The sequence below is a fragment of the Prochlorococcus marinus str. MIT 9211 genome, assembly GCF_000018585.1.
GTDB classification, from domain to species: Bacteria; Cyanobacteriota; Cyanobacteriia; order PCC-6307; family Cyanobiaceae; genus Prochlorococcus_D; species Prochlorococcus_D marinus_B.
In genome coordinates, this window is sequence record NC_009976.1 from 1 (window position 1) to 25,875 (window position 25,875).

Consider the following 25,875-nt stretch of genomic DNA (forward strand, 5'->3'; position numbering starts at 1 on the left):
AGGAAATAAAAAAGAATAGAGTCTAGAAAACCAACTTGAAGGTATTCCACAGTTTCCACAAGCTCTACTACTACTAATTCTTATTTATTCTTTTTTATAAGAACAGTAATAAACACTAATTAAAAAGCTTTGCAAATTTTGAAATGATATGAAAATTTGGGATGTCTTTTTTCTGTTTCGTCGTTAAATTTGATTCGATGAAACTAGTATGCTCCCAATCCGAACTGAACTCTGCTCTCCAGCTTGTTAGCAGAGCAGTAGCTTCTCGCCCTACCCACCCTGTATTAGCTAACATCTTGCTAACAGCAGATGCTGGTACAGGACGCTTAAGCCTTACAGGCTTTGATCTAAATTTAGGAATTCAAACATCTCTAACCGCTTCAGTAGAAGTTAGTGGGGCTACAACCCTTCCTGCAAAGTTGTTTGGAGAGATTGTTTCCAAACTTTCTAGTGACTCGCCAATAAATCTAGTAAGCGATGAATTAGGAGAAAAAGTTAATTTAACGAGTAAAAGTGGTACTTATCAAATGCGTGGTTTAAATGCAGATGATTTTCCTGAATTACCTCTTGTTCAGACTGGAGCTTCGTTGCAAATTAACCCTTTGATTTTTGCTAATGCTTTAAAAAGTACGTTATTTGCAAGTAGCTCTGATGAATCAAAGCAAATTTTAACAGGAGTTCATTTAATTTTTGATGGAAATATTCTTCAAGCTGCAGCTACTGATGGTCATCGTTTAGCTGTATTAAACTTGGAAGATGCTATTAACTTGAACTCCTCTACGAATTTAAATACTAATGATAAAATTGAAGTCACACTTCCTGCTAAATCTCTTCGCGAAATTGAAAGATTTATTGGAAATTATAAAAACGAGGAAAAAATTAGTCTTTTTTATGATAGCGGTCAAGTTGTATTTACGGCATTAAATCAAGTTGTTACAACAAGAATATTAGAAGGAGATTATCCAAATTATAATCAATTAATACCTGAATCATTTTCGAATATTTTAGAATTTGATAGAAAACCTTTTATATCAGCTCTTGAAAGGATTGCTGTTTTAGCAGATCAACATAATAATGTTATAAAAATTTCAAAAGAACCTTCTTCTGATTTAGTTAAAATAACAGCTGATGCTCAGGATGTTGGTAGTGGTGTTGAATCCATTCCTGTTAAATTTAATGGAGATAATTTTCAAATTGCTTTTAATGTTCGTTATTTGTTAGAAGGATTAAGAGTTTTTGAAGAAGATAAAATTTGTTTACGTTGTAATTTACCTACTACTCCTGCTATTTTGTCTTCTATAGATGATCAAAATACTTTTATTTACCTTGTAATGCCAATACAAATTCGGTCTTAATTTGACTTTATCTAACGAATTACTTTTAAGTAATCTTTTAAATCACAATGTTAGATGTGATAAAGGTATAGACCATGGTCCTGGCATTATTGCTTGGATGCATCCACCTGTCCATCGTTTACTTGGATGGGCTACGAGACCTTCTACTTTAAAATTATCAAGGGATGTTTGGCGTTTGAATCAGTTAAAAGGCATTTCTTCTCAAGAGCTTTATGTAAAAGGAATACCTGCTCAGTCAGATCAAGCAACCCTTGATAGGTTCCCTACATTATTAGAAGCTGATTTAATTAATAGAAACGGAGAAAAAATAGCATTAATTGCTGATTTTGTATTTGACTATAAAACAGGTAAAATTTTATATTACTTAGTATCAAGATCAAATCCTAAAATACCTGGAACAAGTAGATGGCAGTTATCACTTGATAAAATTATTGATCAACAACCTGGTTTAGTATTTACTAATAATCTAAGACTTGATGATTTTCCGATACTGAAATCAAGCTTTCGTCAGAACTTATTAAAAAAAAGTTTGAAATTGCGTGATCAATTTCAAGAAATTTCTTTGAGAGCAAATACTCGTTTAGAAGGTTGGTTAGAAGAATTACCTTGGGATGACGAAGAGCTCTCTGAAAATTTTTCTGAAGATAATAGTAGATTTGATTTATTTGGAGATTGGGACATTAATAATGATGACGAAGCTAAACAGTTTTATATAAACTCTTCTAGTAGAATAAATAACCCTGAAAAAGAAGGAGATCCTTGGATATAAAAACTATGCTAGAAAACTCCTCAATCGAATTTGAAAATTTAGTCAAATTATCTTCTTTTAAAACCGATTATGATGTTTTAAGTTCTTTATCACATGAAGGATTAAAAAAGGAAGATTACATTGAAATCTGCAAACGTCTAGAACGAGCTCCAAACCGGACTGAATTGGGAATGTTTGGAGTTATGTGGTCTGAACATTGTTGTTATAGAAATTCAAAACCATTATTACAAAATTTGCCTACTTCAGGTAAGCGTATTCTTGTAGGTCCTGGAGAAAATGCTGGAGTTGTTGATATAGGAGATGGTCAAAGGATAGCGTTTAAAATAGAAAGTCATAACCATCCTTCTGCAGTTGAACCATTTCAAGGTGCTGCTACTGGAGTTGGGGGGATTTTACGTGATATTTTTACAATGGGTGCACGTCCTATTGCTTTATTAAATGCACTTAGGTTTGGTTTGCTAGAAGATAAAAAAAATGTTGGCTTATTAGAGGGTGTTGTTGCTGGAATAGCGCATTATGGCAACTGTGTTGGTGTACCAACAATTGGAGGTGAGACATCTTTTAATACGAGCTATTCAGGTAATCCTTTAGTGAATGCTATGGCTATTGGCTTACTAGAAACAAAAGATATTGTTTGTTCTGGAGCAAAAGGTATCGATTATCCAGTCATTTATGTTGGTAGTACTACAGGAAGAGATGGAATGGGAGGTGCTAGTTTTGCTAGTGCGGAATTAAGTAACACTTCTCTTGATGATCGTCCAGCTGTTCAAGTTGGTGACCCATTTCTTGAGAAAGGTTTAATTGAAGGATGTTTAGAAGCTTTTAAAACAGGTAATGTTATAGCTGCTCAAGATATGGGAGCTGCAGGACTTACTTGTAGTTGCTCTGAAATGGCTGCGAAGGGAGAAGTAGGTATTGAGTTGGATTTGGACCTTGTTCCTGCTCGTGAACAAGGTATGACACCATATGAATTTTTACTTTCAGAATCTCAAGAAAGAATGCTTTTTGTAGTTAAGCCTGGCAAAGAAAATGATGTGATGAAAATTTTTACAAATTGGGGACTAAAAGCTCAAGTTGTAGGAAAAGTTCTCAAGGAAAGAGTTGTAAGAGTTTTATATCAGAAAAAAATAGTTGTAGATTTACCAGCTGACGCTTTAGCTGAAGATACTCCAGTTAATGAACATTCTTTACTATCTAATCCTCCAAAATATATCTTAGATCATTGGAAATGGACTGAAGAAAACCTTCCTTTTTCTAATGAAAAAGGTATAACAGTGCAAGATAAAATAAAAAAAGACAGATTTTTTACATGGAATAATATCTTATTAAAATTATTAGATGATCCAACAATTGCTTCTAAGAAATGGATATATAATCAGTATGATTACCAGGTTCAGAATAATACAATTATTCCACCTGGAGCTGCTGATGCGGCTGTTATTCGCGTAAGAGATATAGATTCAAAAAAAAGTGATAAATTGATTAATAAAGGTTTAGCAGCAGTGGTTGATTGTCCTAATCGTTGGGTTGCTTTAGATCCTGAACGTGGCGCTATAGCAGCAGTTGCTGAAGCATCAAGGAATATTTCTTGTGTTGGAGGAGAACCTTTGGCTTTAACTGATAATTTGAATTTCTCATCTCCTGATCATGCTATCGGTTATTGGCAATTAGCTAAAGCTTGTGAAGGTATTTCTAAAGCATCCTTACATCTTGATACTCCTGTAACTGGAGGAAATGTTTCCTTATATAATGAGATACGTCTTTCTACTGGAGAAATACAACCTATTCAACCAACACCAGTCATAGGAATGATAGGTTTAATAGACGATATTAATACTATTGTAGGTCAATCATGGATTAATGAAGGTGATCTTATTTGGTTATTAGGTGTTCCTTTAGAAGCATCATCATTATTAGATAATAGAATTAGCTTATCTTGTACTGCATATTTAGAGAATATTTTTAATTTACATACAGGCAGACCCCCTGAAATAGATTTGAATTTGGAAAAATTAATACAATCATTTCTCCGAAAATCAATTTCTAATCAATTAATACTCTCTGCTCATGATGTCAGTGATGGAGGTATAGCGACTGCTTTAGCAGAATCTGTTATATCTTCTGGATTAGGAGCAAAATGTATCTTTCCTAATACTTCAAATAGAATTGATAGTTTATTATTTGCTGAAGGTGGATCTAGAATTGTTATAAGCATTTCTCCTAGTAAACTTTCTGAATGGAAATTAAATTTAAGGACTTTTGCTAGAGAGAATAGTTTTTCCATACCTGCTATGCAAATAGGTCATGTTCAACGTGACCCTAGTCTTTCCATTTCTCAAGCTAATGTTGAATTAATACAATTATCAATTTCTCAATTAGCATCTTCATTTAATAATGCAATTCCTCGTAGAATGTCGTGAAAACATATATTCTTCAAAACTTATCTATGACTTCTTCAGATAATTTTTTATTCTGTATATATTAAGGAGTATTTTATGTGCGGCATAGTAGGTATTTTTTCTAATCATCAGATTAATCAATTGATTTATGACAGCTTGTTATTATTGCAGCATAGAGGGCAAGACTCTACAGGTATAGCAACGATGGAAGGAAGTTTATTCCATATATGTAAATCAAAAGGACAAGTAAAAGAAGCTTATAGAACGCGAGATATGAGAAGTTTACTTGGCAATATAGGTATTGGTCATGTCAGATATGCGACTAAAGGAACTGCAGATAGTGAAAATGAAGCACAACCCTTTTATGTCAATGCACCTTATGGCATTATTCTTGTACATAATGGAAATTTGACTAATACAAGAGAACTAGAAAAGCAGCTTTTTAATATAGATCGAAGACATACAAATTCTTCTAGTGATACTGAAATGTTGCTAAATATCTTTGCAACTGAAATACAAGCTCAAATTCATGGAAGTTCTTTATCACCAGAACATATTTTTTCTGCTATTAAATCATTACATAAAAGAGTGGAAGGTTCTTATGCTGCTATTGCTTTAATTGCTGGCCATGGATTAGTTGCTTTTAGAGATCCGTATGGAATTAGACCATTAGTTTTAGGTAAAAGAATTTCGGAAGATAATCGGGATGAATGGATTCTTGCAAGCGAATCTCTGGTCTTGGAAAATAACGATTTTCAAATTGTTCGTGATTTAGATCCAGGGGAGGCAGTATTTATATCAGTCAATGGTGAACTTCATTCCCAACAATGTTCAGATAATCCCAAACTATTTCCTTGTTCTTTCGAATATGTTTATTTAGCTAGGCCTGATTCAATTATGAATGGAATCTCTGTCTATGAAGCAAGGCTTCGGATGGGTGATCGATTAGCGAATACTATAAAAAAGACACTTAATTCTGGAGATATTGATGTTGTTATGCCTATTCCCGATTCTTCCAGGCCTTCTGCCATGCAAGTTGCTAGACAATTAGGTGTTGAATATAGAGAAGGATTTTTTAAAAATAGATATGTAGGCAGAACTTTTATTATGCCAGGGCAATCTCAACGAAAGAAATCAGTACGACAAAAGTTAAATGCTATGAGTACAGAGTTTAAAGGAAAAAATATTCTCATTGTTGACGACTCTATAGTTCGAGGAACTACTTCTAGAGAAATAGTTCAAATGGCAAGACTTGCTGGAGCGAATAAAGTTACATTTACTTCAGCAGCTCCGCCTATACGATTTCCGCATGTTTATGGGATTAATATGCCTTCAAAAGATGAGCTAATAGCATATGATCGATCCATTCTTGAAATTCAGAATATTTTATTAGTTGATCAATTAGTTTATCAAGAGGTCGGTGATCTTAAGACTGCAATTTTGGATGACTCCAAGATAGAAGATTTAGATATGTCTTGCTTTACAGGTCATTATGTTACAGGAACAGTTACTAATGAATATTTAAATTGGGTTGAAACTGAATATATTTCTTAATTAATAAAAGAATGACTGTTAGGATCTATTAAAGGAATAACTTCATCTATATACTCGTCATCATCAACTTTTATTAGATCTTTGTTAATTTTATCATACTTAATCTCCTTTATAGCCTCTTGACTTATCCTTCCATTTCTTTCTTTTGATGTAATTACTCCAACTAGGCTCTTGCCATTAAATACTTGTACTACCCTGTTTTGCTCTTTATTAGAATCCTTTAATATATTTTTTATTGTCCCTAAGTCTCCTCTTTTACATGTTCTTATACTATTTATAGAATGTTTTAAAATAGAACCCTTTTTAGTTATCATTATTAAGTCTTCTTTAGATGAACAAGTGATAGCACCTATAATTCTCTCTCCTGGGAAAAGTTTCATAATCACTGATCCTTGAGCCAATTTGCCCATAATAGGGATATTTTCATCATCTATTTTTATTTTCAGTATTCTTCCTATGTCACTTACAATAATTAAATAGTCATTTAAACGACAGATTAAACCTGATTGCAAGTTCACATTTTCTTTTAACTTTAATAATGATGCTGCTCTTCCTGACATATCTACTATTTCTTCTATATCTAATCTTTTGAATCTACCATCACTTGTTAGAAGTCCAATACTAAGCTCTTTATCTTTTCCTATTGGAATAATACTACTGATCTTTTCTTTTTCTAATATTGTTGGAATGAACTTTTGAATTATTCCAGGTTGATTTCCTGAAAACTCCCATTTGACTAAAGCTATTTTTCCGCAATTTGTAACTACAATAACTTTTGGATTTTTTTCTATAGGCCATATTAATCTTGCTGGTATTGGTGCATCTCCAAGATTACAGCTTTCATCTAAATGTAATCTTCCTAGAAGTTGTGGGCTTACTATTTTTACTTGATTGTCATTTTGTATCATTAATCTACTTTCACGAGGTAGATTTTCATATGCTTTTTTTCTTTGCAATTCTGCATTAGGTCTCAGACTTGCGTTCCTTTGTGCTAATAACTCATCACCGCCCTCAATTAATTTGGTCTTTCTTTTGGACCCAAATTGCTTTCTTAATCCTTTTAGTTCTTCGATCATTGCTTTTAACAATTCGTCTCTGTCATTAAGAACAATTTCTAAGCAACTTTTCTTTTCCTTTAGTTCTTCTAACTCGTTATATAAACTTTGAGTTTCTAGATTTGTTAACCTTCTTAAAGGCATTGAAAGTATTCCATCAGCTTGTTTCTCAGTTAAATCTAGTCGAACCATAAGTCTTGTTCTAGCCTCCATTGCATCTTTAGCACTTTCAATCATATCTATTACATTTCTAACATTTTCTAAGGCTTTTAATAGTCCTTCAACTATTTCAAGCCTTTCTAATGTTTTTAATAGATTATTTTTTGTTCTTCTAATAATTGTTAACTCTCTAAACTCCAAGAAAATATCTAAGAATTTCTTAAGTGATAATTGTTTAGGCTGTCCATTAACAATTGCTAGTAAGGTTGCACCAAAATTACTTTGAAGAGAAGTTCTTTGATATAAAGTATTTAATATTTTTTCAGGGTTACTGTCTCTTCTTAGTTCTACTACTATTCTCATTCCTTCTCTATCACTTTCATCTCTTATATCGGCTATACCTTCTACTTTTCCATTATTTACCATCTCTGCTAATTTTTCTATCCAATTAGATTTACTAATTTGATAAGGTAATTCAGTAATGATTATTGCATTTTTTTTGTGTTTTCCTTTCCCTGGATTAATTTCTTCGATATGAGCTATTCCTCTCATTGGAATACTCCCTTTTCCCTTTAAATATGTCTCTTTAACACCAGTTCCGATTAGGACCTCTCCCCCGGTTGGGAAATCAGGTCCTGGAATTATGCTTAGTAACCTTTCCTCTGAAATATTAGGCTTTTTAATTATTTCTATTAATGCATTAATAACTTCATTAATGTTGTGCGGTGGAATGCTCGTTGCCATGCCTACTGCAATGCCAGAGCACCCATTAAGAATCAGAAAAGGTAATTGAGCTGGTAATACAATTGGCTCCTGTTGTGAAGAATCAAAGTTTGGTGCAAATTCAACAGTATTTGAACCAAGTTCCCCAAGCATTGCTTCATATGCGATTGCTGCTAAGCGAGTTTCTGTATATCTCATTGCAGCAGGTGGATCATCATCTACAGATCCAAAATTTCCATGTCCATCTAAAACTGGATATCTGCTTGCAAAACTTTGAACAAGCCTTACTAAGGCATCGTAAACCGCTTGATCTCCATGAGGGTGGTATTTACCAAGTACATCCCCTACTACCCGAGCACATTTTTTAAAGGGTCTTTCTGGAGTTAATCCTAATTCATGCATTGCATAAAGAATCCGCCTTTGTACAGGCTTCATCCCATCTCTTGCATCAGGCAATGCTCTTCCAACGATTACGCTCATCGCGTATTCGAGGTACGACCGCTGCATTTCGTGATGCAGTGAAATAGCTTGCAGGCGCTCTTCCATCCAGATAATTGAGGATTCTTAGAAGGCCTAAGGATTCAAGAGTACAGACTTATTTCATTTTGCACCAGTTTTTGTTATCACTTATTTTGAAAGTTTGAGTTAGCCAAAGCCTTGGCGATTGAAGTTGCAAGTTTTGGACTTTTAAATAGCTCTTTTGTTGCTTCTTGAAGCTTGTTACCCCAAAGCTGTTCTTTTTGATGTATTTGTGAAACGTAATTAGGATTTAAATTCAATGCTTCTTTAGCAAGTTTTATAGATTCTTCATTGTTGATATGAATACTATTTAGCGCTGCTGCCAATGCAAGTTTTGGCTCAGCATCATTTGTGATTCCTAGGACTTTCCGCCATAGGTAAATTGCTTTTTTGATGTTATTCATCTCGTAATGAACAAGACCTTGATTATTAATTGCTTGCCAGAAATTAGGTTTTAGCTCAGACGCCTTTTGAAATGCTTTTAATGCAGAATTGGTTTTGTTTAGAATAAACTTTGCATTTCCTAACTGAAAATATGCAGTTGGATTGTTTGGATCAATTTTTAAACCTGATTCAAGTGATGTAATAGCATATTTAGGTTTTTTTAGGTTTAATGCTATTGATGCTTCTGCAAACCAAATATTAGCTAGTGAAGAGTTATATGATTTTGCTTTTTGAATTGATAAAAGTGCATCTTCGAGTTGATTAGTTTTCATTTGACCTTCTGCAAGTATTATCCAAAGCTCTACTTTTTCTGGATTAAGACTAACTGCTAATTTAGCAAGATTAGTGCCTTGCTTTATTGGTCCAAACCTAATGAATTTAGCTGCCATATCTCCTATACTTAAACCTGTGACTTTTAGCTCTTTAGTATTTGGCTCATAAACACTTGGAATAAAAGCAAATGATCTTTGATTAGGTATTAATATATTAAAATTTAAAACTGCTAAAACAATTATATATGTCTTTTTCATTGAAATAATACTGTATTTAGGCATAAAACTATTCCTTATTTTTCTAGCTTAGTACAATTAACAGCTTTATTTCCTAACTTTGCATTACGCCTCCACATCCAAGGTTTAATCCTTTTTAATGCAGAGTTTTTTAGCTTTTTTTTCCATGTCTCATCATCCCATGCCAATATTTTATCTTTACTGAGATTTAGCACCCATTCATGAGGCTGCACATCTGGGTCTTTGCTACTCACCATTGTTTGGTGATTCCATGGACAAACGTCTTGACATATATCGCATCCCGCAATCCATTTACCCATTGACTTTTCAATATTTTCTGGAAGTTTAGGATTTCGATTTTCAATATTGTGATATGCAAGACATTTTTGAGCATTCACTACAAAAGGCTCTGTAATTGCATGTGTTGGACAAGCTTCAATACATTTTTGACAATTGCCGCATAGAGGAGTTGAAGGCTTATCAGGAGTTAGAGCTTCTGTGCAAAGTAAATATCCCAAGACCATCCAAGAACCATGTTTCTTATCAATCAAATTACTGTTTTTGCCTATCCATCCGATCCCAGCTTCTTCTGCCCATGCCTTTTCTAGAAGTGGAGATGAATCTACACAAATTTTCCATTTACAATTAGCTTTTCTTTGCTCTAGCCATCGTCCTAATTTTTTGAGTCTTTTTTCTAAAACTTTGTGATAATCATTGCCCCATGCGTAGCGAGCAACTAACAATTTGTCTGGATCACTTATTTTTGCATCAATGTAATAATTCAGTCCTACTACGAGAACACTTTGCACATCCTTTAAAAGTGTTTGTATGCTTTGACGTCTTGGGGCTTCCATCCATCTCATATCACCGTGATAGCCAGCATCTAGCCATCTCTGTAGCGCAGCTGTGCGCATCTTTATTCGATTGCTTCCGGGGATTCTGGCTATGCCTACAGGACTGAATCCGTGACGCTTTGCCTCCTCTTTAAAATCATGTGAAAGCTTGTCTTGGGTTTCCAACATGGCCAAAATTCATCAAAAAAGAGAAGAGTTTTGCTTCATCTTTCATTATTTCCATTAATAAAAGCTTATTGCTAAATGAAATTGGTTAACTTAGTTGAATAATCTAATTCAAGGGTTTTAGAAACTTTTTGGTTCAGTCATCTCCTAGACAAGATCTTTCCTTAGCCTCAAGGTTGCAGCAAGATCTTAAGAATGACCTTATAGCTGGGTTGTTAGTTGTCATTCCATTGGCGACCACCATTTGGCTGTCAACGATAGTTAGCCGCTTTGTGCTTGCTTTCCTTACGTCTATACCTAAGCAATTAAATCCATTTATTACTCTTAACCCACTTTTGCAAGATTTGATCAATCTTGCTCTTGGCTTAACTGTCCCTTTATTAGGAATACTTTTAATTGGATTGATGGCAAGGAATTTTGTAGGACGTTGGTTGCTTGAATTTGGAGAAGGGACTCTTTCTAAGATTCCATTCGCAGGCTCAGTTTATAAAACTTTAAAGCAACTCTTAGAAACTTTTCTAAGAGACAATTCTAAAAGATTTAGAAGAGTTGTTTTGGTTGAATATCCTCGTGAAGGACTATTTAGTGTTGGTTTTGTTACTGGCTTGGTTGGTCCATCACTTCAACCAGAATTAAGTCAACCACTACTTAGTGTATTTATTCCTACTGCGCCAAATCCAACTACTGGCTGGTATACCTTAGTCCCTGAGTCGTCGGTTAAAGATTTAAATATTTCAGTTGAGGATGCCTTCCGTACCATTATCTCAGCAGGAATTGTTAACCCAGATGAGAGAAATACTTCAATTAATACAAGTTTTTCTAGCTTATTTGCACAATTAAGATCTAATCAATCCCAATCGTCTGTTTCTAATTAGACTTGTAACTCATTCTTTTCTTTCATTTTTGATAATGCAATCTCGATCTATTTCTAGAGAAATTGCACTTTTGGTATTAGGTCAGATTTCAGATAAACAAATTAATAACATAGAAGATATATCACTCGAAGATTTATTAATGCTTGGCCTTGAAACTCTTATGAATCATTTGAGGGAGCAATTAGATTTCTGTGCTGTTCAGCTTGAATCAGCGCAAGAGCAATTACTGGATAGTGAATTGGAAAGCTGTGAGAAAACATCAGCTTCTAAAATTAGAAATCATTTAGAGACTTCTTTAAATCACTCACGAGATATTATAAATAGTTTGTCTGATAGCTTAGAATTAACAACACTCTTGGCTTTATCTGATCAAGTTAATATTCGGGAAGATGCAATTCAAAGGGTAAGTTTAGTTTTGCAAAATTTACAGAGTATTAATTTAAATCTAGATGAAGTTATGGATGGATGGCGATTAAAACGTTTGCCAAGAATTGATCAGGATATTCTCAGACTTGCATATATAGACATACATATATTAAATGCTCCAATTGCTGTTGCTTGTAATGAAGCTGTAAATCTTGGTAATAAATATAGTGATAAACAAGGAAGGCGAATGATTAATGGTATTTTAAGGAGACTACAAAATTCTGATTCAATTAATATTGCCTAATGTCTAGCGACGAACTTCCCAATAATCAAAATGCTCTTTCTTCTAAAGAGACAATAGAGGAAAATCAATCAGATAATTTAAATTTAGAAGAACAAGAATCATTAGATTGGGCAAAACAAGCTTTTGAAAAATTAAAACAGAAACAGTTAGAAAAGAAAGAAGCTCTTTTCAAAGAGAGTAATTCACTAGCACAAGTTACTGAGGAAACTCAAGAAACAAATAATCTACAATTAAAAAATAAAATTAATAATGTAGATAAAGATGATTGTTTAAATGATTCATCTAAAGATATTTTAAAAGATATAGAAGATTCAGGATTAGGAGAATTTGATGATTCTTTTACATGGTCTGCAGGGGTATTGGCAGCTCAAGGTAAGGAGCCTGATAGTATATCTTTAGAAGATATTGATTGGTTAAAGAGATTACGACAAGGATTGGAAAAAACTAGAAAAGGTTTTGTAACAGATTTACTTGAAAAATTTGGAGATGATCCACTTACACCAGAAGTTCTAGATGATTTAGAAGCTTTACTTTTAAGAGCTGATGTAGGTGTAAATGCAACAGATCAAATAATTACTGCATTGCGAAGAAGATTAAATGAAGAAGTTCTAGATTCTAAGGAGGGCTTTAGATTTTTAAAACAGCAACTCTGCCAAATTGTTAATAAACCGATTAAAAATAGCAATCAAGAAGTACTTGCTCCAAAACATAAATCTTTAAATATTTGGTTACTTGTAGGCGTGAATGGTGTAGGTAAGACAACCACATTGGGAAAACTTGCCCATCTTGCTTTACGAAGTGGATATACTGCATTAATTGCTGCAGCTGATACTTTTCGTGCAGCTGCAGTTCAACAAGTCCAAATATGGGGACGTAGAAGTGGTGTTTCTGTAATAGCTAATGAAACTCCTAATGCTGATCCTGCAGCTATTGTTTTTGATGCAATAGGTGCGGCTAAATCTAAAGAAATTGAATTGTTGTTAGTAGATACTGCAGGTCGACTTCAAACAAAAAATAATTTGATGGAAGAATTGGCAAAAATCAGACGTATTATTGATCGTCTTGCTCCAGAAGCAATAGTTGAATCACTTTTAGTGCTTGATGCTAGTCAAGGTCAAAATGGTTTGAATCAGGCAATGTCTTTTGCTGAATCTGCCAATTTAACAGGTGTAGTTATTACAAAGCTTGATGGATCTTCTAGGGGAGGAGTTGCTTTTGCAGTTGCCTCTGAAGCAAAATTACCAATTCGATTTATAGGGGCAGGAGAACGGCTACAAGATTTAAAACCTTTTAATAGTTTTGAATTTGTTGAGGCTCTTTTGGCAAATCGTTGACATTGCAGCTTATTTCTATATTTTTTGCTATTTTTTTAGTTCTGCATTAATACTGCAGTGAGTACTAACCCTGTCAGTCCACATTCAAAAACAACGCTTCACAATAGCTTGCAATCTTCTTCTGCTTATGAATCTTTGCGAGATCTTTTAGAAAGCTTATCTAGAGAACAAAGTCGTAATCAAGAATTATTGTCTTCTATTTGTTTTGCTCTGAGAAACTTTACTAATTTAAATAGGTTCTTAGAGCTTGTGCCTGTTGTTGCCTCTCGTTTAGTTGGGGTTGAAGGTTCCTTATTAGTTCCTTTTCACTTAGATGGTCGGATATGGAAGGATCAAATACATAGTATTTCTGGAGATCTATCAGAAAAATTAATAAAGCAATTTTGTGAGTTTCCTCAGGGTCAAATTTGTGGCTTTGCGTCTGATGAGAAGCAATTGCTTCTGATGGATAGTTTGGTTCAGAGAAATTTGGCCAATGCTGGCATCTTTGTTACATCACTTGTTGCAAGAGGTAAGCAACTAGGAAGACTTTATGTTTTTGAACCTAAGTCCCCTTTGGTTTGGAGTGATATAAACAGGCGACATATTCAAATTATTGCTGATTTAGCAGCTGTAGCAATAGAAAATGACTTTTTTACCCAAGAGACACGTCGACATGAGACTGTTGATCGACAGTTAAGCATCGGTGCTGAAATCCAGGCTCAATTACTTCCTGATCATTGTCCTGTTATTGAAGGAATTGAATTAGCTGCAAAATGTAGAACTGCTTTTCAAGTAGGTGGTGACTATTACGACTTTATGCCGACCCGACCTGAGTTGAATGGCAGGCGAAGAGAGCGAGGCAGATGGGCTTTGGTAGTTGGAGATGTTATGGGTAAAGGTTATTCCTGCTGGCTTATTGATGACGATGCTTAGAGGGATGCTGAGGGCAGAGGTACTTAGTGGATTGCCACCCGATCGCATTCTTCATGATCTAAATCAATTGGCTTTGGATGATTTGGCTCAGTCTCATAGATTTGTGACCCTTTTTTATTCTGATTATGACCCTAGATCTAGGAGATTGCGTTTTGCTAATGCTGCTCATAATCCACCACTGCTTTGGAAAGAAGAGCAAAAAACTATTTGCAGATTAGATGCTCCAGGTCTTTTGATAGGACTGCAACCAGAAGCTGAATATGTGTGTGGAGAAATTATTCTTCAACCTGGAGATATTATTTTGTATTACACGGACGGTGTTACAGAAGCCCCTGGCATGACAGGCAAACGTTTTGATGAGACTAGGTTGATATCTTTGCTTGAGGATGCTGCTCGCCAATCTATAGGGGCTCAAGAAATTTTAGAAATGCTTTTTAAGCGCCTGGACCGCTTTGTTGGTAATGATCATCATTTAGAAGATGATGCTTCTATGGTTGTTTTAAAAGTAAATGAGGAATTAGTGCTCCCGCATGTAAATAATTCTTATGACTGACAATTCCATAACAAACTGCTTTATTAGAGATAAAAGAATTGGGATTAAAAAATTTGGGAAAACCTTGGAGCGATCGATTCGAAGTAGGCCTTCATCCTTTTATAGAGAGTTTTAATGCTTCTATAAAGTTTGATTTTCTTCTTTTGCAAGAAGATCTTGATGGATCAATAGCTCATGCAAGGATGCTAGGCAAAACAGGCATAATTAATGCTGATGAAGCATCTCAACTTGAAAAAGGCTTAAACCAGATTCGTTTAGAAGCATCCCAAGGTGTTTTTAATGCTGATCAACCTGCTGAGGATGTTCATTTCGCTGTTGAGAACAGATTAATAGAACTTTTAGGACCGCTTGGAAAGAAACTGCATACTGGTAGAAGTAGAAATGATCAAATAGCTACAGATATAAGATTATGGTTGCGACGAAAAATTGATGAAATCAATTTTGATTTAGAAAATATTCAAAAGATTTTGTTGGGCCATGCAGAAAAGAATTTGTATACACTTATTCCTGGATATACGCATTTGCAAAGAGCTCAACCTGTTTCATTAGCTCATCATTTACTTGCATATCTTGAAATGTTTCAGAGAGATAGAGATCGTTTGGTCGAAGTCAAAAGTCGAGTTAATACCTCTCCTTTGGGAGCAGCTGCCTTAGCAGGAACTTCTTTACCAATTGACAGGCTATATACAGCAGATCAATTAAATTTTACTAGTATTTATTCCAATAGTTTAGATGCAGTAAGTGATCGTGATTTTGCAGTTGAATTTATTGCTGCATCTTCATTAATTATGGTTCACTTAAGCCGATTATCAGAAGAAATAATTTTTTGGTCTAGCGAAGAATTTTCGTTTGTAAAATTAACCGATCGATGCGCAACTGGTAGCAGCATAATGCCTCAAAAAAAGAATCCTGATGTACCTGAACTTGTTAGAGGAAAGTCAGGAAGAGTCTTTGGCCATCTCCAAGCTTTGTTGGTCATGCTCAAAGGTCTGCCTCTTGCATATAACAAAGATTTTCAGGAAGATAAAGAGGCTCTTTTTGACACAGTAGTGACTGTTAGAAATTCTCTTCAAGCAATGTCTATTCTCTTAGAAGAGGGTTTGGAGTTTTCTTTAGATCGCCTGGGATCAGCCGTGGAATCGGATTTTTCTAATGCAACTGATGTGGCAGATTATTTAGTTTCTAAAGAAGTCCCTTTTAGAGAGGCTTATCAGATTGTTGGACGTTTAGTAAAGCTTTGTATGAAAGAAGGTATTTTGCTTAAGGATCTTTCTTTTGATCAATGGCAGGATATGCACCCTGCTTTTGATCAGGATATATATAAAAGGTTAACTCCAGAACATGTAGTCGCCTCGAGGATTAGTCAAGGCGGAACAGGCTTTGCTCAAGTGTCTGCACAGTTGGAAAATTGGCAAAATCAGTTTTCTTCTTTGAAAGAATGATCTCTTGCCTCTTAGAGGCTAATTGGTATTAATATCAAAGCGTAAATAATTTTTAGTACAATTATTTACTTATGGCTTTTTAAGCCTTTTTGGCACATTTATTTTTTCGGTCCAATTTTCAAGTGAGTATTTTTGTTGGCAACTTGCCCTTCCGCGCTGAGCAGGAAGATGTGATTCAATTGTTTGCTCCTTTTGGAGAGGTCGCAAACTGTTCTTTACCACTAGAACGCGACACAGGTCGTAAAAGGGGTTTTGCATTTATTGAAATGGCAGATGAGGCGGCTGAGTCATCAGCTATCGAAGCCCTTCAAGGTGCTGAATTAATGGGTCGTCCATTAAGAATTAATAAGGCAGAACCTCGTGGCGGTGGTGGTGGTCCTCGCAGAGGCGGCTATGGCGGCGGCGGCTATGGCGGCGGCTATGGCGGTGGTGGTCAAGGCGGCTATGGCGGCGGCTATGGCGGCGGTGGCGGTCAAGGCGGCTATGGCGGCGGTGGCGGTCAAGGCGGCTATGGCGGTGGTGGTCAAGGCGGCTATGGCGGCGGTGGCGGTCAAGGCGGCTATGGCGGTGGTGGTCAAGGCGGCTATGGCGGTGGTGGTCAAGGCGGCTATGGCGGCGGCGGCTATGGCGGCGGCTATGGCGGTGGTGGCGGTCAAGGCGGCTATGGCGGCGGTGGCGGTCAAGGCGGCTATGGTGGTGACCAAGATCCTGGACAACGATCTTCTGGCGCTAAGGGATGGGAGGACCGTAGTTATGGTTCTTCTGATACTTCTGATAGAGATGAAAATCGCAGTAGGCGTAGACGAGGAGCCGCTTCAGAAACTGATGAGACTTCTGATTATGGTGGAGCAGAAGGTTAATTATTTAAAGCCCAACTTCTTCTAATTGTTGGGCAGCTTTTTCTAAAATTATTAGTTTTGCGCTTGATTTTTGAGCTTTAGTGCTTAGGTTGTGTCTCCATGCACGAGCTCCAGGTACCGCTTGGACTAATTGAAGAAGATGTTTGCTTATATCCCAAAGCCTCCCTTCATTATCAAGGTGCTTTTGTGCATATGGAATTAAATTTTGAATAACTTGCGAAGCTTTTACTGGAAAATAATCCTCTCCATAAATTAACGAATCCATTTCTTGCCAAAGCATAGGATTTGAATATGCGGATCTTCCAACCATTGCCCCATCAAATATCTTTAAAGTTTTTACACATTCCTCTGGTGTATGTAAGCCGCCGTTGAACTCTATTTTTAATTCGGGACGCTTTAATTTTAATTTTTTAACTTTTAGATATTCCAATGGTGGAATAGTTCGATTTTGTTTTGGATTTAATCCTTCCAGCCATGCTTTGCGAGCATGAATTGCAAATCTGTCTGCTCCTGCTTTAGCTATTTGATCGACAAAAGAAAAAAGAAATTCCTCACTGTCAAAGTTATCAATGCCAGTTCTATGTTTGATTGTCACAGGAATTTGGGTTGCATTTTTCATGGCTTCTATGCATTTAGCGACTTGATTTGGAGTTGCCATAAGGCATGCACCAAAGTTGCCTGATTGCACTCTTGGACTAGGACAACCAAGATTTAGATTGATTTCGTCATATCCCCAATCTTCTGCAAGCTTGGCAGCGTCAGCTAGCTCTTTTGGATTATCTCCGCCAACTTGGAGTGAAATAGGGTGTTCAATTTCATCAAAATCTAAAAGACGCCTTCCTTTTTGATGTTGCAATGCTTTAGCTACAATCATTTCCGTATATAGCAATGACCTTCGGCTGACTTGTCGAAAAATTACCCTGAAATGCCTATCTGTGCAGTCCAGCATTGGCGCAATACTAAAACGATAGGCGTTAGTAATTCTTGGAGTGTAAGTGGCAACCATTTTGTTATGTTGCCTATCCAAGAGATAAGATCCTAAGTTTTTCTAGATAATTTTGGAACAATCTTTTTGATTTTATGTATAACAACTTTTTGTCGCTTAATCGTCGTTCAATCCTTTTAGGAATTTGGTCGGGATTCTTAGGGTTACTTTTTACTCCTAAAACAGTTTTTGCTGCTTCCAAAGCAGCAGATGAAGATTGGAATTTGACAGATGAAGACTGGAAAAAGCGTCTATCATTAGAGGCTTATAAAGTTTTAAGAGAAGAAGGAACAGAAAGACCTTTTTCTAGCTTGTTAAATGAAGAGAAGCGACTAGGAGTATTTCATTGTGCTGGATGTGATCTTCCTTTGTTTGAGTCGGCAAAGAAATTTGATAGTGGTACAGGATGGCCAAGTTTTTGGGAATCATTGCCCAATGCCATTGATACAAAAACAGACTTTAAATTGATTGTGCCTCGAACCGAGTATCACTGTCATCGTTGCGGAGGTCATCAAGGTCATGTTTTTAATGATGGACCTAGACCAACAGGAAAAAGATATTGCAATAATGGAATAGCACTAGCTTTTAGACCATCAAAGTAGCTGGATTTTTATTTGAGGATTAAAAAATTTTGTTTTGATGGGTGCGGGCTTCCGCAGCTTGTTATATGTGCGCATTAACCTTCAACATTAGTACAAAAGAATTTTCAATTAATTCATATGAATGACGAAGCCTCTACTCCAATCCAGGAAGATCTAAAAGAAGAATCTGCTGTTGATTTAGCTCAGGAGGCAAAGCCTACTAGTGATGAACCTTCACTATCAAACGTCGCAGAAGGTTCTCAAGAAGCTGGGGCAGAGACAGACGTGACTTCTTCAGATGCAAAGGATTCCTCTTCTCAAGCACTTGATAATGAAGCGCGACTTGAACAACTTGAAAGGGAACATGAAACATTAAACAGTCAATATATGAGAATTGCAGCGGATTTTGATAATTTTCGAAAACGACAAAGTCGAGATCAAGACGACCTTCGCTTACAACTTCAATGTAATACTTTGAGCAGTATTTTGCCTGTTGTAGACAACTTTGATCGAGCCAGGCAGCAATTAAATCCTGAGGGAGAAGAGGCACAAGCTCTACACAAAAGCTATCAAGGTCTTTATAAGCAACTGGTAGATGTTTTAAAACAGCTTGGAGTGGCCCCTATGCGTGTAGTAGGACAAACTTTTGATCCAAGTTTGCATGAAGCAGTTCTTAGAGAGCCAAGTGATGAATTGGCAGAAGATATTATTGTGGAAGAATTGCAGCGTGGCTATCACTTAAATGGTCGTGTTTTAAGGCATGCCTTAGTTAAGGTTTCTATGGGCCCTGGTCCAAAAGATGATGGTGAAGAAACTATTACGGAACAATCCTTGGAAGGGGACAATACTACTGATCAACAATCTTCAGAAAAATCGGATTGAGGAAATGTATTTGACTTGTCTTAACAAGCTATTTCATGACTAATGGCTGATTTTTACGACCTACTAGGAGTTAGTCGAGATGCTGATGCTGACTCATTAAAACGTGCGTATAGGCGACTAGCTCGTCAATACCATCCTGATATCAATAAAGAACCTGGAGCGGAAGAACGTTTTAAAGAGATAGGACGAGCATATGAAGTTCTTGGAGATCCACAAAAACGTGCAACTTATGACCAATTTGGAGAAGCTGGCTTAGGAGGAAGTGCTGGAATGCCAGATATGGGCGATATGGGTGGCTTTGCAGATCTTTTTGAAACTTTCTTTAGTGGTTTTGGTGGGGCTTCTTCTTCAGGTGCGAGATCTCAGCGTAGAGGACCTCAGCAAGGAGATGACCTGCGTTATGACCTGACTGTTGATTTTCAACAAGCTGTCTTTGGCCAAGAAACCGAAATTAAAATTCCTCATTTAGAAACTTGTGACACTTGCAATGGTAGTGGGGCTAAACCTGGTACTGGTCCTACCGCTTGCTCTACTTGTGGAGGAGCTGGGCAAGTTCGAAGAGCTACAAGAACGCCTTTTGGAAGTTTCACCCAAGTTGCAGAATGTCCTGCATGTAATGGATCAGGACAATTAATAGCTAATCCGTGCTCTAGTTGTGGTGGTCAAGGTGTCAAACAGATTCGTAAAAAACTTAGGATTAATATTCCTCCAGGAGTAGATACTGGAACAAAATTACGAGTTTCTGGAGAAGGTAATGCTGGATTAAGAGGAGGACCTTCTGGAGATTTATACGTTTTTCTTAAGGTGAAAAGTCATCCAAAATTAAGACGAGATGGTTTGACTATTCATTCAGAAGTAAATGTTAGTTATTTGCAGGCAATTTTAGGAGATACAATTGAAGTTGATACTGTTGATGGTCCAACAAATATAGAAATACCAATCGGCACTCAACCAAATGCAGTTCTTACCTTAGATAACAAAGGGATTCCTAAATTAGGAAATCCTGTAGCTAGAGGTAATCATTGCATTTTAGTCAAAATAAATCTTCCAACAAGGTTGACGGAAGATGAAAAGACTTTGTTAGAGCAATTAGCAACTTATCATTCTGCAAAAGGTGTACAACATCACCATCATAAGAGTGGCTTATTTGGAAAATTATTTAGCAATAATGAATAATGAATCTTCTTTAAATAATGTATATCTCAATCTTCGAGGAACTCCTTGCCCAGTTAATTTTATTAAGTCTTCGTTAGCTATTGAAAAATTAGATTTTAATCAATCATTAACCATTGATTTAGATAAGGGTGAACCAGAAAAGATGGTTCTTCCAGGTTTAAGGGACGCAGGACATAAAGTCAAAGTTATACTTGATGAAATTGATTGGCTTAGAATAAGGGTGATTTCTAGTGAAGAATAAAATTAATCAAATTGAAGGGATTGTTGTTTCAAAAAAGGCTAATTATTTATTTGTGGATATTGATACTAATCATCTTTCAACCAATATATTAGAAGATTTAGATATAGAAGTATCTAGTAGACTTTTATGCACACAAAGAAGTCGATTAGCCTATTCTGAATCTTTTGTTAGTGTTGGAGATAGAGTATTAGTAGAAGCTATTAGTTTCTCGAAAGCAACAGGTGTAGTATGTAAGATATTTCCTAGATCAAGTTTTTTTGAACGCCCTCCAGTGGCTAACATCACTAATATTTTTGTTTTGATATCTTTAGATCAGCCGAGATTTGATTATGATCAAGCAAGCCGCTTTTTATTAACTGCAGAAAATACTAGGCAAAAAGTAAGTTTAATTTTAACTAAAAAAGATTTAATTACTCAGAATCTATTAAATCAATATCTTGATAGATTAAATCAATGGGGATATAATCCTTATCCAATATCTGTAAAGACTGGAGATGGTGTGCAGAAGCTAAAGAATACATTGACAAATTCAAAAATAGGAGTTTTCTGTGGACCTTCTGGCGCAGGAAAAAGTAGTTTACTTAATTATCTTTTACCTTATGCTTCTATTCCAGTTGGTGATTTATCTAAAAAATTGAGTAGAGGAAAACATACAACTCGAAATGTAGAGCTTTTTCAGTTAACTAATAACTCTTTGATTGCTGACACCCCAGGATTTAATAGACCTGAAATAGATATTGATCCAAAGGAACTTGCTTTTTTATTTCCTGAAATAAGACAACAAATTCATACCAATCGATGTAAATTCAGAGATTGTCTACATTTAGGCGAACCAGGTTGTGCCTTAGATAAAAAATTTGAGAGGTATTCAAATTACAAACAATTTTTAAAATTAATGATTAATCGCCGTCGTCAATACCAGGCAGGTTGAGATTCAAACCACCTGTTAATTCTTGCATTCTTTCTTTCATGGTAGAAGTTGATAATTCGTGCGCATCTTTCAATGCTTCTAAAATTGCTATTTCAGCCTTTTCTTTTCCTTCGAGCAAGATAGAAGGGTCTATTTCTATTCTAAGTGGGAGTTGATTGCCTGATAGACAGATAGACACTCGACCATCTTGATTTTTCCCTTCTAACTCCATTGCATCAAGCTCTTCTTGAAGTTTTTGTGCATCTTGTTGGATTTGTTGAGCTTTTTTAAATGCTTCTGTTAGTTGTCCAAAATTTGGGAGTCCGAAAGCTGCCATGTTTTTGATCAGTGAATTTTTAGATTAAGCTATTTATTAAAAGCCAATCTTTTTTACTTCTGGTTGAAGTATAAAGCCATGCACATCTAGAACTTTTTTTTGAACGATCGAAATTAGTTTAGAAATATCCTTGGCAGTTGCATGGTGTGTATTAACAATAAAATTAGCGTGTATTTTCGAGATTTCTGCACCACCAATACGAAATCCTTTTAAACCAAGACCCTCAATGATTTGACCTGCTTTTAGTGGCTCTGGATTACGAAAAACACTCCCGCAACTGGGTTGATTATATGGTTGTGTTTTTAAGCGATGATTCAGATTGCTATTTGTGAGACGTGTTAATTCGTTTTGATCGTGACCTGGCTCTAGTTCGAAACGTGCTGATAAAACAATTAATTCTTCGTTTTGAAGAACACTATTACGATATGAAAAACCCAGATCTTTTTTTGTTAATTCGAATTCTTTGCCCTCTTTGATGGATATTACTTTGACCGAATGCAGTCTGTCAGCTGTACAATTCCCTTGAGCACCTGCATTCATAACTACGGCACCTCCTACTGTGCCAGGAATTCCTACGGACCATTCCAGTCCATGAAGACCAGCTTTTGCTGCACGTCTAGCCAAGACAGGTATTGATTCACCTCCTAGAGCTATTACTGATCCAGATACATTGTTAATCTTGCATCCTTGTAATTTTTTCATGCATAAAGTAATTCCTTTTAAAATTTGGTCATTTATTAAAAGGTTAGAGCCAGCTCCAATTGCTTGACATCGTAAATTATTGTTTTTAGACCAGGTAATTAATTCTTTGACCTCATCGATTGTCTGAGGTTCTGCTAACCATTCAGCAGGGCCGCCTACTCTCCAAGTGGTGAAATTTCCTAAAGAAACTAGAGGTTTAATAATTTCCTGTATCACCTTTTAGGCTACTAGATGTTTAGACTGGTTTTTATTAGTTTTTGACTTCTCTAGTAATTTTTTAGACAACATATTAATATTACCTGCCCCCATAAATAGAATGAGATCATCTTTTATGGTGTTTTTTTTAATGATACTTTCGAGTTCTTTCATGTTAGTAGAAGTATAAATACTGATGTTCGGATGCTCTTTTTTTATTAATGAAAAAAGGGAGTTAATACTGACATCACTAATCATCTCTTCTCCAGCACTATAGATGGGTGCGAGAAAAACAATATCAGCTTTTCCAAGAGATTTTGCAAAATCTTTTATTAAATGCTTAGTCCGAGTATAACGATGAGGTTGAAAAACAACTACTAATCTTTTTGATATTTTAGGTAGCCAATTGGTTTTTGTATTGATCATTAGCCTAGCGGTTTCAATTGTTGCATTTATTTCACTAGGATGATGCGCATAATCATCAACAATTTGCCTGCCTTGCCATTGACCTTTAAAATCAAATCTTCTATTAGGAGGTTTAATATCTTTGAGACTATTTTTTAATTCAGAAAATGATAAGCCTGCAAGCCTGCATGCTGCTATTGCGCCAACCGCATTGCTAAGATTATGTAATCCAGGTAATGGAACTGTTATTTCACCTAAAAAAGTTTCTTTTTCGTAGAAATCAGCAGTTGTTTCATTGCCATTTATGGAAGTTGGTATGCCTGAGAAATCAACACCTTTTATCGTTTGTGTAGACCACCAATTGATATTTTTATTTGACTTATTTTGAAGATTAGGACAATCATGGTTGGCCAAAACTTTTTTGCAGCTTTTGCTAAATTTTTCCATAGTTTCTTTCAAAGATTCAAGATCTTTATAGTAATCTGTGTGATCTAATTCAATATTAGTGATTATACCTATATCTCCTTCAAACTTTACTAGTGTTCCATCAGATTCATCTGCTTCTGCAACAAGAAATTTACCCTTTCCTGCATGTCCATTGCTTTTGTAGAAGGGAACAACTCCGCCAATAAGCGCCGTGGGGTCTTCTTTATTTAATGCCAAAAGAGTTGTAATTATTGTGCTTGTAGTTGTTTTGCCATGACTTCCAGCCACTACAATTGATGGCTGTTGTTTAATCAGCCAAGCGAGAATATCAGAACGATGAAAGACTTTTAATTTTTGTCTATAAGCTTCTTGCAATTCTGGATTTGCTTTGAATATGGCAGAACTAATTATTATGATTGGTTTAGTCTCCATATTTTTACATATTATTTGAATATTTTTCGCACTTTGATTGGTAAATGTTTGAACTCCATGATTACTTAACTCTGCCATTGCATTATTACTTTTTTGGTCTGAACCTGATATGGAGTAGCCGCGCTTAACCAAGATCAGCGCTATTGCGGACATCCCAATACCTCCAATACCTATGAAATGGATATGGCGCACGTCTTTTTGAATGCTTATTCGTAAGTGAGACTTGATTGAACAATAACGGTCTCTTGCCTAGAAGGCCCATTTTTAAAATTTTTCATAGTGAATTTTTCGTTTTTACTGGCTTTTAGATGTGACTTTTGTAGGAACCTCTTAAAGAATTAAAGAAATGCGCCGTATTTCTGTATGATCACAGGCCCGTTTCTCTTCCGATTTAGCCGGCTTTCAAAATGACCTTACGTGTAGCGATTAATGGATTTGGCCGAATTGGTCGTAACTTCATGCGTTGTTGGTTGAGTCGAGGCTCTAATACTGGCTTAGAAGTTGTTGGTGTCAATGTAACTTCTGACCCTAAGACCAATGCCCATTTGCTTAGATATGACTCTATTCTTGGCGAACTCAAGGACACTGAAATTGGTTATACAGATGACAATTTTATAATCAATGGAAAAGAGATCAAATGCTTTTCTGATAGGAACCCTTTAAATTTGCCTTGGAAGGATTGGGGAGTAGATCTTGTAATTGAGTCAACTGGTGTTTTTAATACTTATGAAGGGGCCAGTAAGCATTTAGCTATAGGAGCTAAGAAAGTTATTCTTACAGCTCCTGGTAAAGGTGATGGCGTTGGTACTTTCGTTGTTGGAGTGAATGCAGATCAATATAATCATTCAGATTTTAATGTTCTTAGTAATGCGAGTTGTACGACGAACTGTCTTGCACCAGTAGTGAAGGTTTTAGATCAAACTTTTGGAATTAACAAAGGTTTGATGACTACAATCCATAGTTATACAGGTGATCAAAGAATTCTTGATAATAGTCACCGTGACCTTAGAAGAGCTAGAGCTGCAGCAATGAACATAGTGCCTACTTCCACTGGAGCAGCTAAAGCTGTGGCGTTAGTTTATCCGGAAATGAAGGGCAAGTTAACTGGAATTGCAATGAGAGTTCCTACTCCTAATGTTTCTGCAGTTGATATAGTTTTTGAAGCTGGTTGTTCAATTACTGCAGAAGATATTAATGCTGCTATGAAAACTGCTTCTGAGGGGTCTATGAAGGGAATTATTAAATATGGAGATCTTCCATTAGTCTCTAGTGATTATGCCGGAACTAATGAATCTTCTATTATTGATACTGATTTGACTATGGCTATTGGTAATAACATGGGCAAAGTAGTTGCTTGGTACGATAATGAGTGGGGATATAGTCAAAGGGTTGTAGATTTAGCAGAAATTGTTGCTAAGAATTGGAAGTAATTGGTTTCAAAGAAATTAA

22 protein-coding genes and 1 pseudogene are annotated in these 25,875 nt (G+C 35.9%); 16 read left to right on the forward strand and 7 right to left on the reverse strand.

Annotated features, from left to right (window positions below; translation table 11 throughout):
• Positions 1–197: 197 nt before the first annotated feature.
• From dnaN to purF, 4 genes are all read left to right on the forward strand, one after another.
• Positions 198–1,355 (forward strand): DNA polymerase III subunit beta, encoded by a 1,158-nt coding sequence (gene dnaN / locus P9211_RS00005; RefSeq protein ID WP_041390960.1) that lies wholly within the window; start codon positions 198–200, stop codon positions 1,353–1,355.
• 1 nt (position 1,356) lies between these two features.
• On the forward strand, positions 1,357–2,124 hold the full coding sequence (locus P9211_RS00010) for a PRC-barrel domain-containing protein (protein ID WP_012194557.1): 768 nt from the start codon (positions 1,357–1,359) through the stop codon (positions 2,122–2,124).
• Positions 2,125–2,129: 5 nt separating this feature from the next.
• A complete protein-coding gene (purL, locus tag P9211_RS00015) occupies positions 2,130–4,544 on the forward strand; it encodes a phosphoribosylformylglycinamidine synthase subunit PurL (protein WP_012194558.1) in 2,415 nt (804 codons plus the stop codon).
• A 75-nt stretch (positions 4,545–4,619) separates the two neighbouring features.
• Positions 4,620–6,077: an amidophosphoribosyltransferase gene (gene purF, locus P9211_RS00020; RefSeq protein ID WP_012194559.1), complete on the forward strand. Its 1,458-nt coding sequence runs from the start codon at positions 4,620–4,622 to the stop codon at positions 6,075–6,077.
• Here the strand turns inward: purF and P9211_RS00025 are convergent.
• The 3 genes from P9211_RS00025 to queG form a co-directional block, all read right to left on the reverse strand.
• Positions 6,074–8,560 (reverse strand): DNA gyrase/topoisomerase IV subunit A, encoded by a 2,487-nt coding sequence (locus tag P9211_RS00025; protein WP_012194560.1) that lies wholly within the window; start codon positions 8,558–8,560, stop codon positions 6,074–6,076. The genes purF and P9211_RS00025 overlap by 4 nt on opposite strands.
• Before the next feature lie 77 nt (positions 8,561–8,637).
• Positions 8,638–9,531, reverse strand: coding sequence for a hypothetical protein (locus P9211_RS00030; RefSeq protein WP_012194561.1), 894 nt, complete (start codon positions 9,529–9,531; stop codon positions 8,638–8,640).
• An 11-nt stretch (positions 9,532–9,542) separates the two neighbouring features.
• Positions 9,543–10,508 (reverse strand): tRNA epoxyqueuosine(34) reductase QueG, encoded by a 966-nt coding sequence (gene queG / locus P9211_RS00035; RefSeq protein WP_012194562.1) that lies wholly within the window; start codon positions 10,506–10,508, stop codon positions 9,543–9,545.
• Between the two features lie 128 nt (positions 10,509–10,636).
• Here queG and P9211_RS00040 point away from each other — a divergent pair, with 128 nt between their 5' ends.
• The 6 genes and pseudogenes from P9211_RS00040 to P9211_RS00065 all read left to right on the forward strand — a co-directional run bounded on the left by P9211_RS00040 (position 10,637) and on the right by P9211_RS00065 (position 17,154).
• Complete coding sequence (locus tag P9211_RS00040) at positions 10,637–11,380, forward strand: DUF502 domain-containing protein (protein ID WP_012194563.1); 744 nt, start codon at positions 10,637–10,639, stop codon at positions 11,378–11,380.
• Positions 11,381–11,414: 34 nt separating this feature from the next.
• Positions 11,415–12,050 (forward strand): transcription antitermination protein NusB, encoded by a 636-nt coding sequence (locus tag P9211_RS00045; RefSeq protein ID WP_012194564.1) that lies wholly within the window; start codon positions 11,415–11,417, stop codon positions 12,048–12,050.
• Entirely contained in the window at positions 12,050–13,384 is a 1,335-nt protein-coding gene (gene ftsY / locus P9211_RS00050; protein ID WP_012194565.1) for a signal recognition particle-docking protein FtsY, read from the forward strand. The genes P9211_RS00045 and ftsY overlap by 1 nt, the downstream gene beginning before the upstream one ends.
• Positions 13,385–13,492: 108 nt before the next feature.
• Positions 13,493–14,852 (forward strand): annotated as a pseudogene (locus P9211_RS00055) (PP2C family protein-serine/threonine phosphatase).
• 38 nt (positions 14,853–14,890) lie between these two features.
• Positions 14,891–16,294, forward strand: coding sequence for an argininosuccinate lyase (gene argH / locus P9211_RS00060; RefSeq protein WP_041390961.1), 1,404 nt, complete (start codon positions 14,891–14,893; stop codon positions 16,292–16,294).
• A 122-nt stretch (positions 16,295–16,416) separates the two neighbouring features.
• The gene (locus tag P9211_RS00065) at positions 16,417–17,154 is read left to right on the forward strand and encodes an RNA recognition motif domain-containing protein (protein ID WP_012194569.1); all 738 of its coding nucleotides are present in this window, start codon (positions 16,417–16,419) and stop codon (positions 17,152–17,154) included.
• Positions 17,155–17,158: 4 nt separating this feature from the next.
• Here P9211_RS00065 and dusA read toward each other — a convergent pair whose 3' ends face one another.
• Complete coding sequence (dusA, locus tag P9211_RS00070) at positions 17,159–18,160, reverse strand: tRNA dihydrouridine(20/20a) synthase DusA (protein WP_012194570.1); 1,002 nt, start codon at positions 18,158–18,160, stop codon at positions 17,159–17,161.
• 74 nt (positions 18,161–18,234) lie between these two features.
• On the opposite strand from dusA, the gene msrB reads away from it, so the two are divergent.
• The 5 genes from msrB to rsgA all read left to right on the forward strand — a co-directional run bounded on the left by msrB (position 18,235) and on the right by rsgA (position 21,950).
• Positions 18,235–18,741: a peptide-methionine (R)-S-oxide reductase MsrB gene (gene msrB / locus P9211_RS00075; RefSeq protein ID WP_012194571.1), complete on the forward strand. Its 507-nt coding sequence runs from the start codon at positions 18,235–18,237 to the stop codon at positions 18,739–18,741.
• A 117-nt stretch (positions 18,742–18,858) separates the two neighbouring features.
• Complete coding sequence (gene grpE, locus P9211_RS00080; RefSeq protein WP_012194572.1) at positions 18,859–19,602, forward strand: nucleotide exchange factor GrpE; 744 nt, start codon at positions 18,859–18,861, stop codon at positions 19,600–19,602.
• A 42-nt stretch (positions 19,603–19,644) separates the two neighbouring features.
• Complete coding sequence (dnaJ, locus tag P9211_RS00085) at positions 19,645–20,778, forward strand: molecular chaperone DnaJ (protein ID WP_012194573.1); 1,134 nt, start codon at positions 19,645–19,647, stop codon at positions 20,776–20,778.
• Positions 20,771–21,019 (forward strand): sulfurtransferase TusA family protein, encoded by a 249-nt coding sequence (locus P9211_RS00090; protein ID WP_012194574.1) that lies wholly within the window; start codon positions 20,771–20,773, stop codon positions 21,017–21,019. Before dnaJ ends, P9211_RS00090 begins: the two co-directional genes overlap by 8 nt.
• A complete protein-coding gene (gene rsgA, locus P9211_RS00095) occupies positions 21,009–21,950 on the forward strand; it encodes a ribosome small subunit-dependent GTPase A (protein WP_012194575.1) in 942 nt (313 codons plus the stop codon). The genes P9211_RS00090 and rsgA overlap by 11 nt, the downstream gene beginning before the upstream one ends.
• On the opposite strand, the gene P9211_RS00100 is transcribed toward rsgA, so the two are convergent.
• Genes P9211_RS00100 through murC form a run of 3 tightly spaced genes read right to left on the reverse strand, consistent with a single transcriptional unit; the run spans position 21,919 to position 24,618 of the window.
• On the reverse strand, positions 21,919–22,266 hold the full coding sequence (locus P9211_RS00100) for a YbaB/EbfC family nucleoid-associated protein (protein WP_012194576.1): 348 nt from the start codon (positions 22,264–22,266) through the stop codon (positions 21,919–21,921). The two genes, rsgA and P9211_RS00100, sit on opposite strands and share 32 nt — an antisense overlap.
• Positions 22,267–22,302: 36 nt before the next feature.
• Positions 22,303–23,184: a UDP-N-acetylmuramate dehydrogenase gene (murB, locus tag P9211_RS00105; RefSeq protein WP_012194577.1), complete on the reverse strand. Its 882-nt coding sequence runs from the start codon at positions 23,182–23,184 to the stop codon at positions 22,303–22,305.
• A 3-nt stretch (positions 23,185–23,187) separates the two neighbouring features.
• Positions 23,188–24,618: a UDP-N-acetylmuramate--L-alanine ligase gene (murC, locus tag P9211_RS00110; protein WP_012194578.1), complete on the reverse strand. Its 1,431-nt coding sequence runs from the start codon at positions 24,616–24,618 to the stop codon at positions 23,188–23,190.
• 215 nt (positions 24,619–24,833) lie between these two features.
• On the opposite strand from murC, the gene gap reads away from it, so the two are divergent.
• Positions 24,834–25,856, forward strand: coding sequence for a type I glyceraldehyde-3-phosphate dehydrogenase (gap, locus tag P9211_RS00115; RefSeq protein WP_012194579.1), 1,023 nt, complete (start codon positions 24,834–24,836; stop codon positions 25,854–25,856).
• Positions 25,857–25,875: the final 19 nt, after the last annotated feature.

Coding starts and splice junctions, on each gene's coding strand:
- ftsY (WP_012194565.1), top strand. CDS start 12,050: ATGTCTAGCGACGAACTTCCCAATAATCAAAATGCTCTTTCTTCTAAA.
- dusA (WP_012194570.1), bottom strand. CDS start 18,160: ATGGTTGCCACTTACACTCCAAGAATTACTAACGCCTATCGTTTTAGT.
- P9211_RS00045 (WP_012194564.1), top strand. CDS start 11,415: ATGCAATCTCGATCTATTTCTAGAGAAATTGCACTTTTGGTATTAGGT.
- purF (WP_012194559.1), top strand. CDS start 4,620: ATGTGCGGCATAGTAGGTATTTTTTCTAATCATCAGATTAATCAATTG.
- P9211_RS00100 (WP_012194576.1), bottom strand. CDS start 22,266: ATGGCAGCTTTCGGACTCCCAAATTTTGGACAACTAACAGAAGCATTT.
- purL (WP_012194558.1), top strand. CDS start 2,130: ATGCTAGAAAACTCCTCAATCGAATTTGAAAATTTAGTCAAATTATCT.
- P9211_RS00030 (WP_012194561.1), bottom strand. CDS start 9,531: ATGCCTAAATACAGTATTATTTCAATGAAAAAGACATATATAATTGTT.
- dnaJ (WP_012194573.1), top strand. CDS start 19,645: ATGGCTGATTTTTACGACCTACTAGGAGTTAGTCGAGATGCTGATGCT.
- grpE (WP_012194572.1), top strand. CDS start 18,859: ATGAATGACGAAGCCTCTACTCCAATCCAGGAAGATCTAAAAGAAGAA.
- queG (WP_012194562.1), bottom strand. CDS start 10,508: ATGTTGGAAACCCAAGACAAGCTTTCACATGATTTTAAAGAGGAGGCA.
- msrB (WP_012194571.1), top strand. CDS start 18,235: ATGTATAACAACTTTTTGTCGCTTAATCGTCGTTCAATCCTTTTAGGA.
- gap (WP_012194579.1), top strand. CDS start 24,834: ATGACCTTACGTGTAGCGATTAATGGATTTGGCCGAATTGGTCGTAAC.
- dnaN (WP_041390960.1), top strand. CDS start 198: ATGAAACTAGTATGCTCCCAATCCGAACTGAACTCTGCTCTCCAGCTT.
- P9211_RS00090 (WP_012194574.1), top strand. CDS start 20,771: ATGAATAATGAATCTTCTTTAAATAATGTATATCTCAATCTTCGAGGA.
- P9211_RS00025 (WP_012194560.1), bottom strand. CDS start 8,560: ATGGAAGAGCGCCTGCAAGCTATTTCACTGCATCACGAAATGCAGCGG.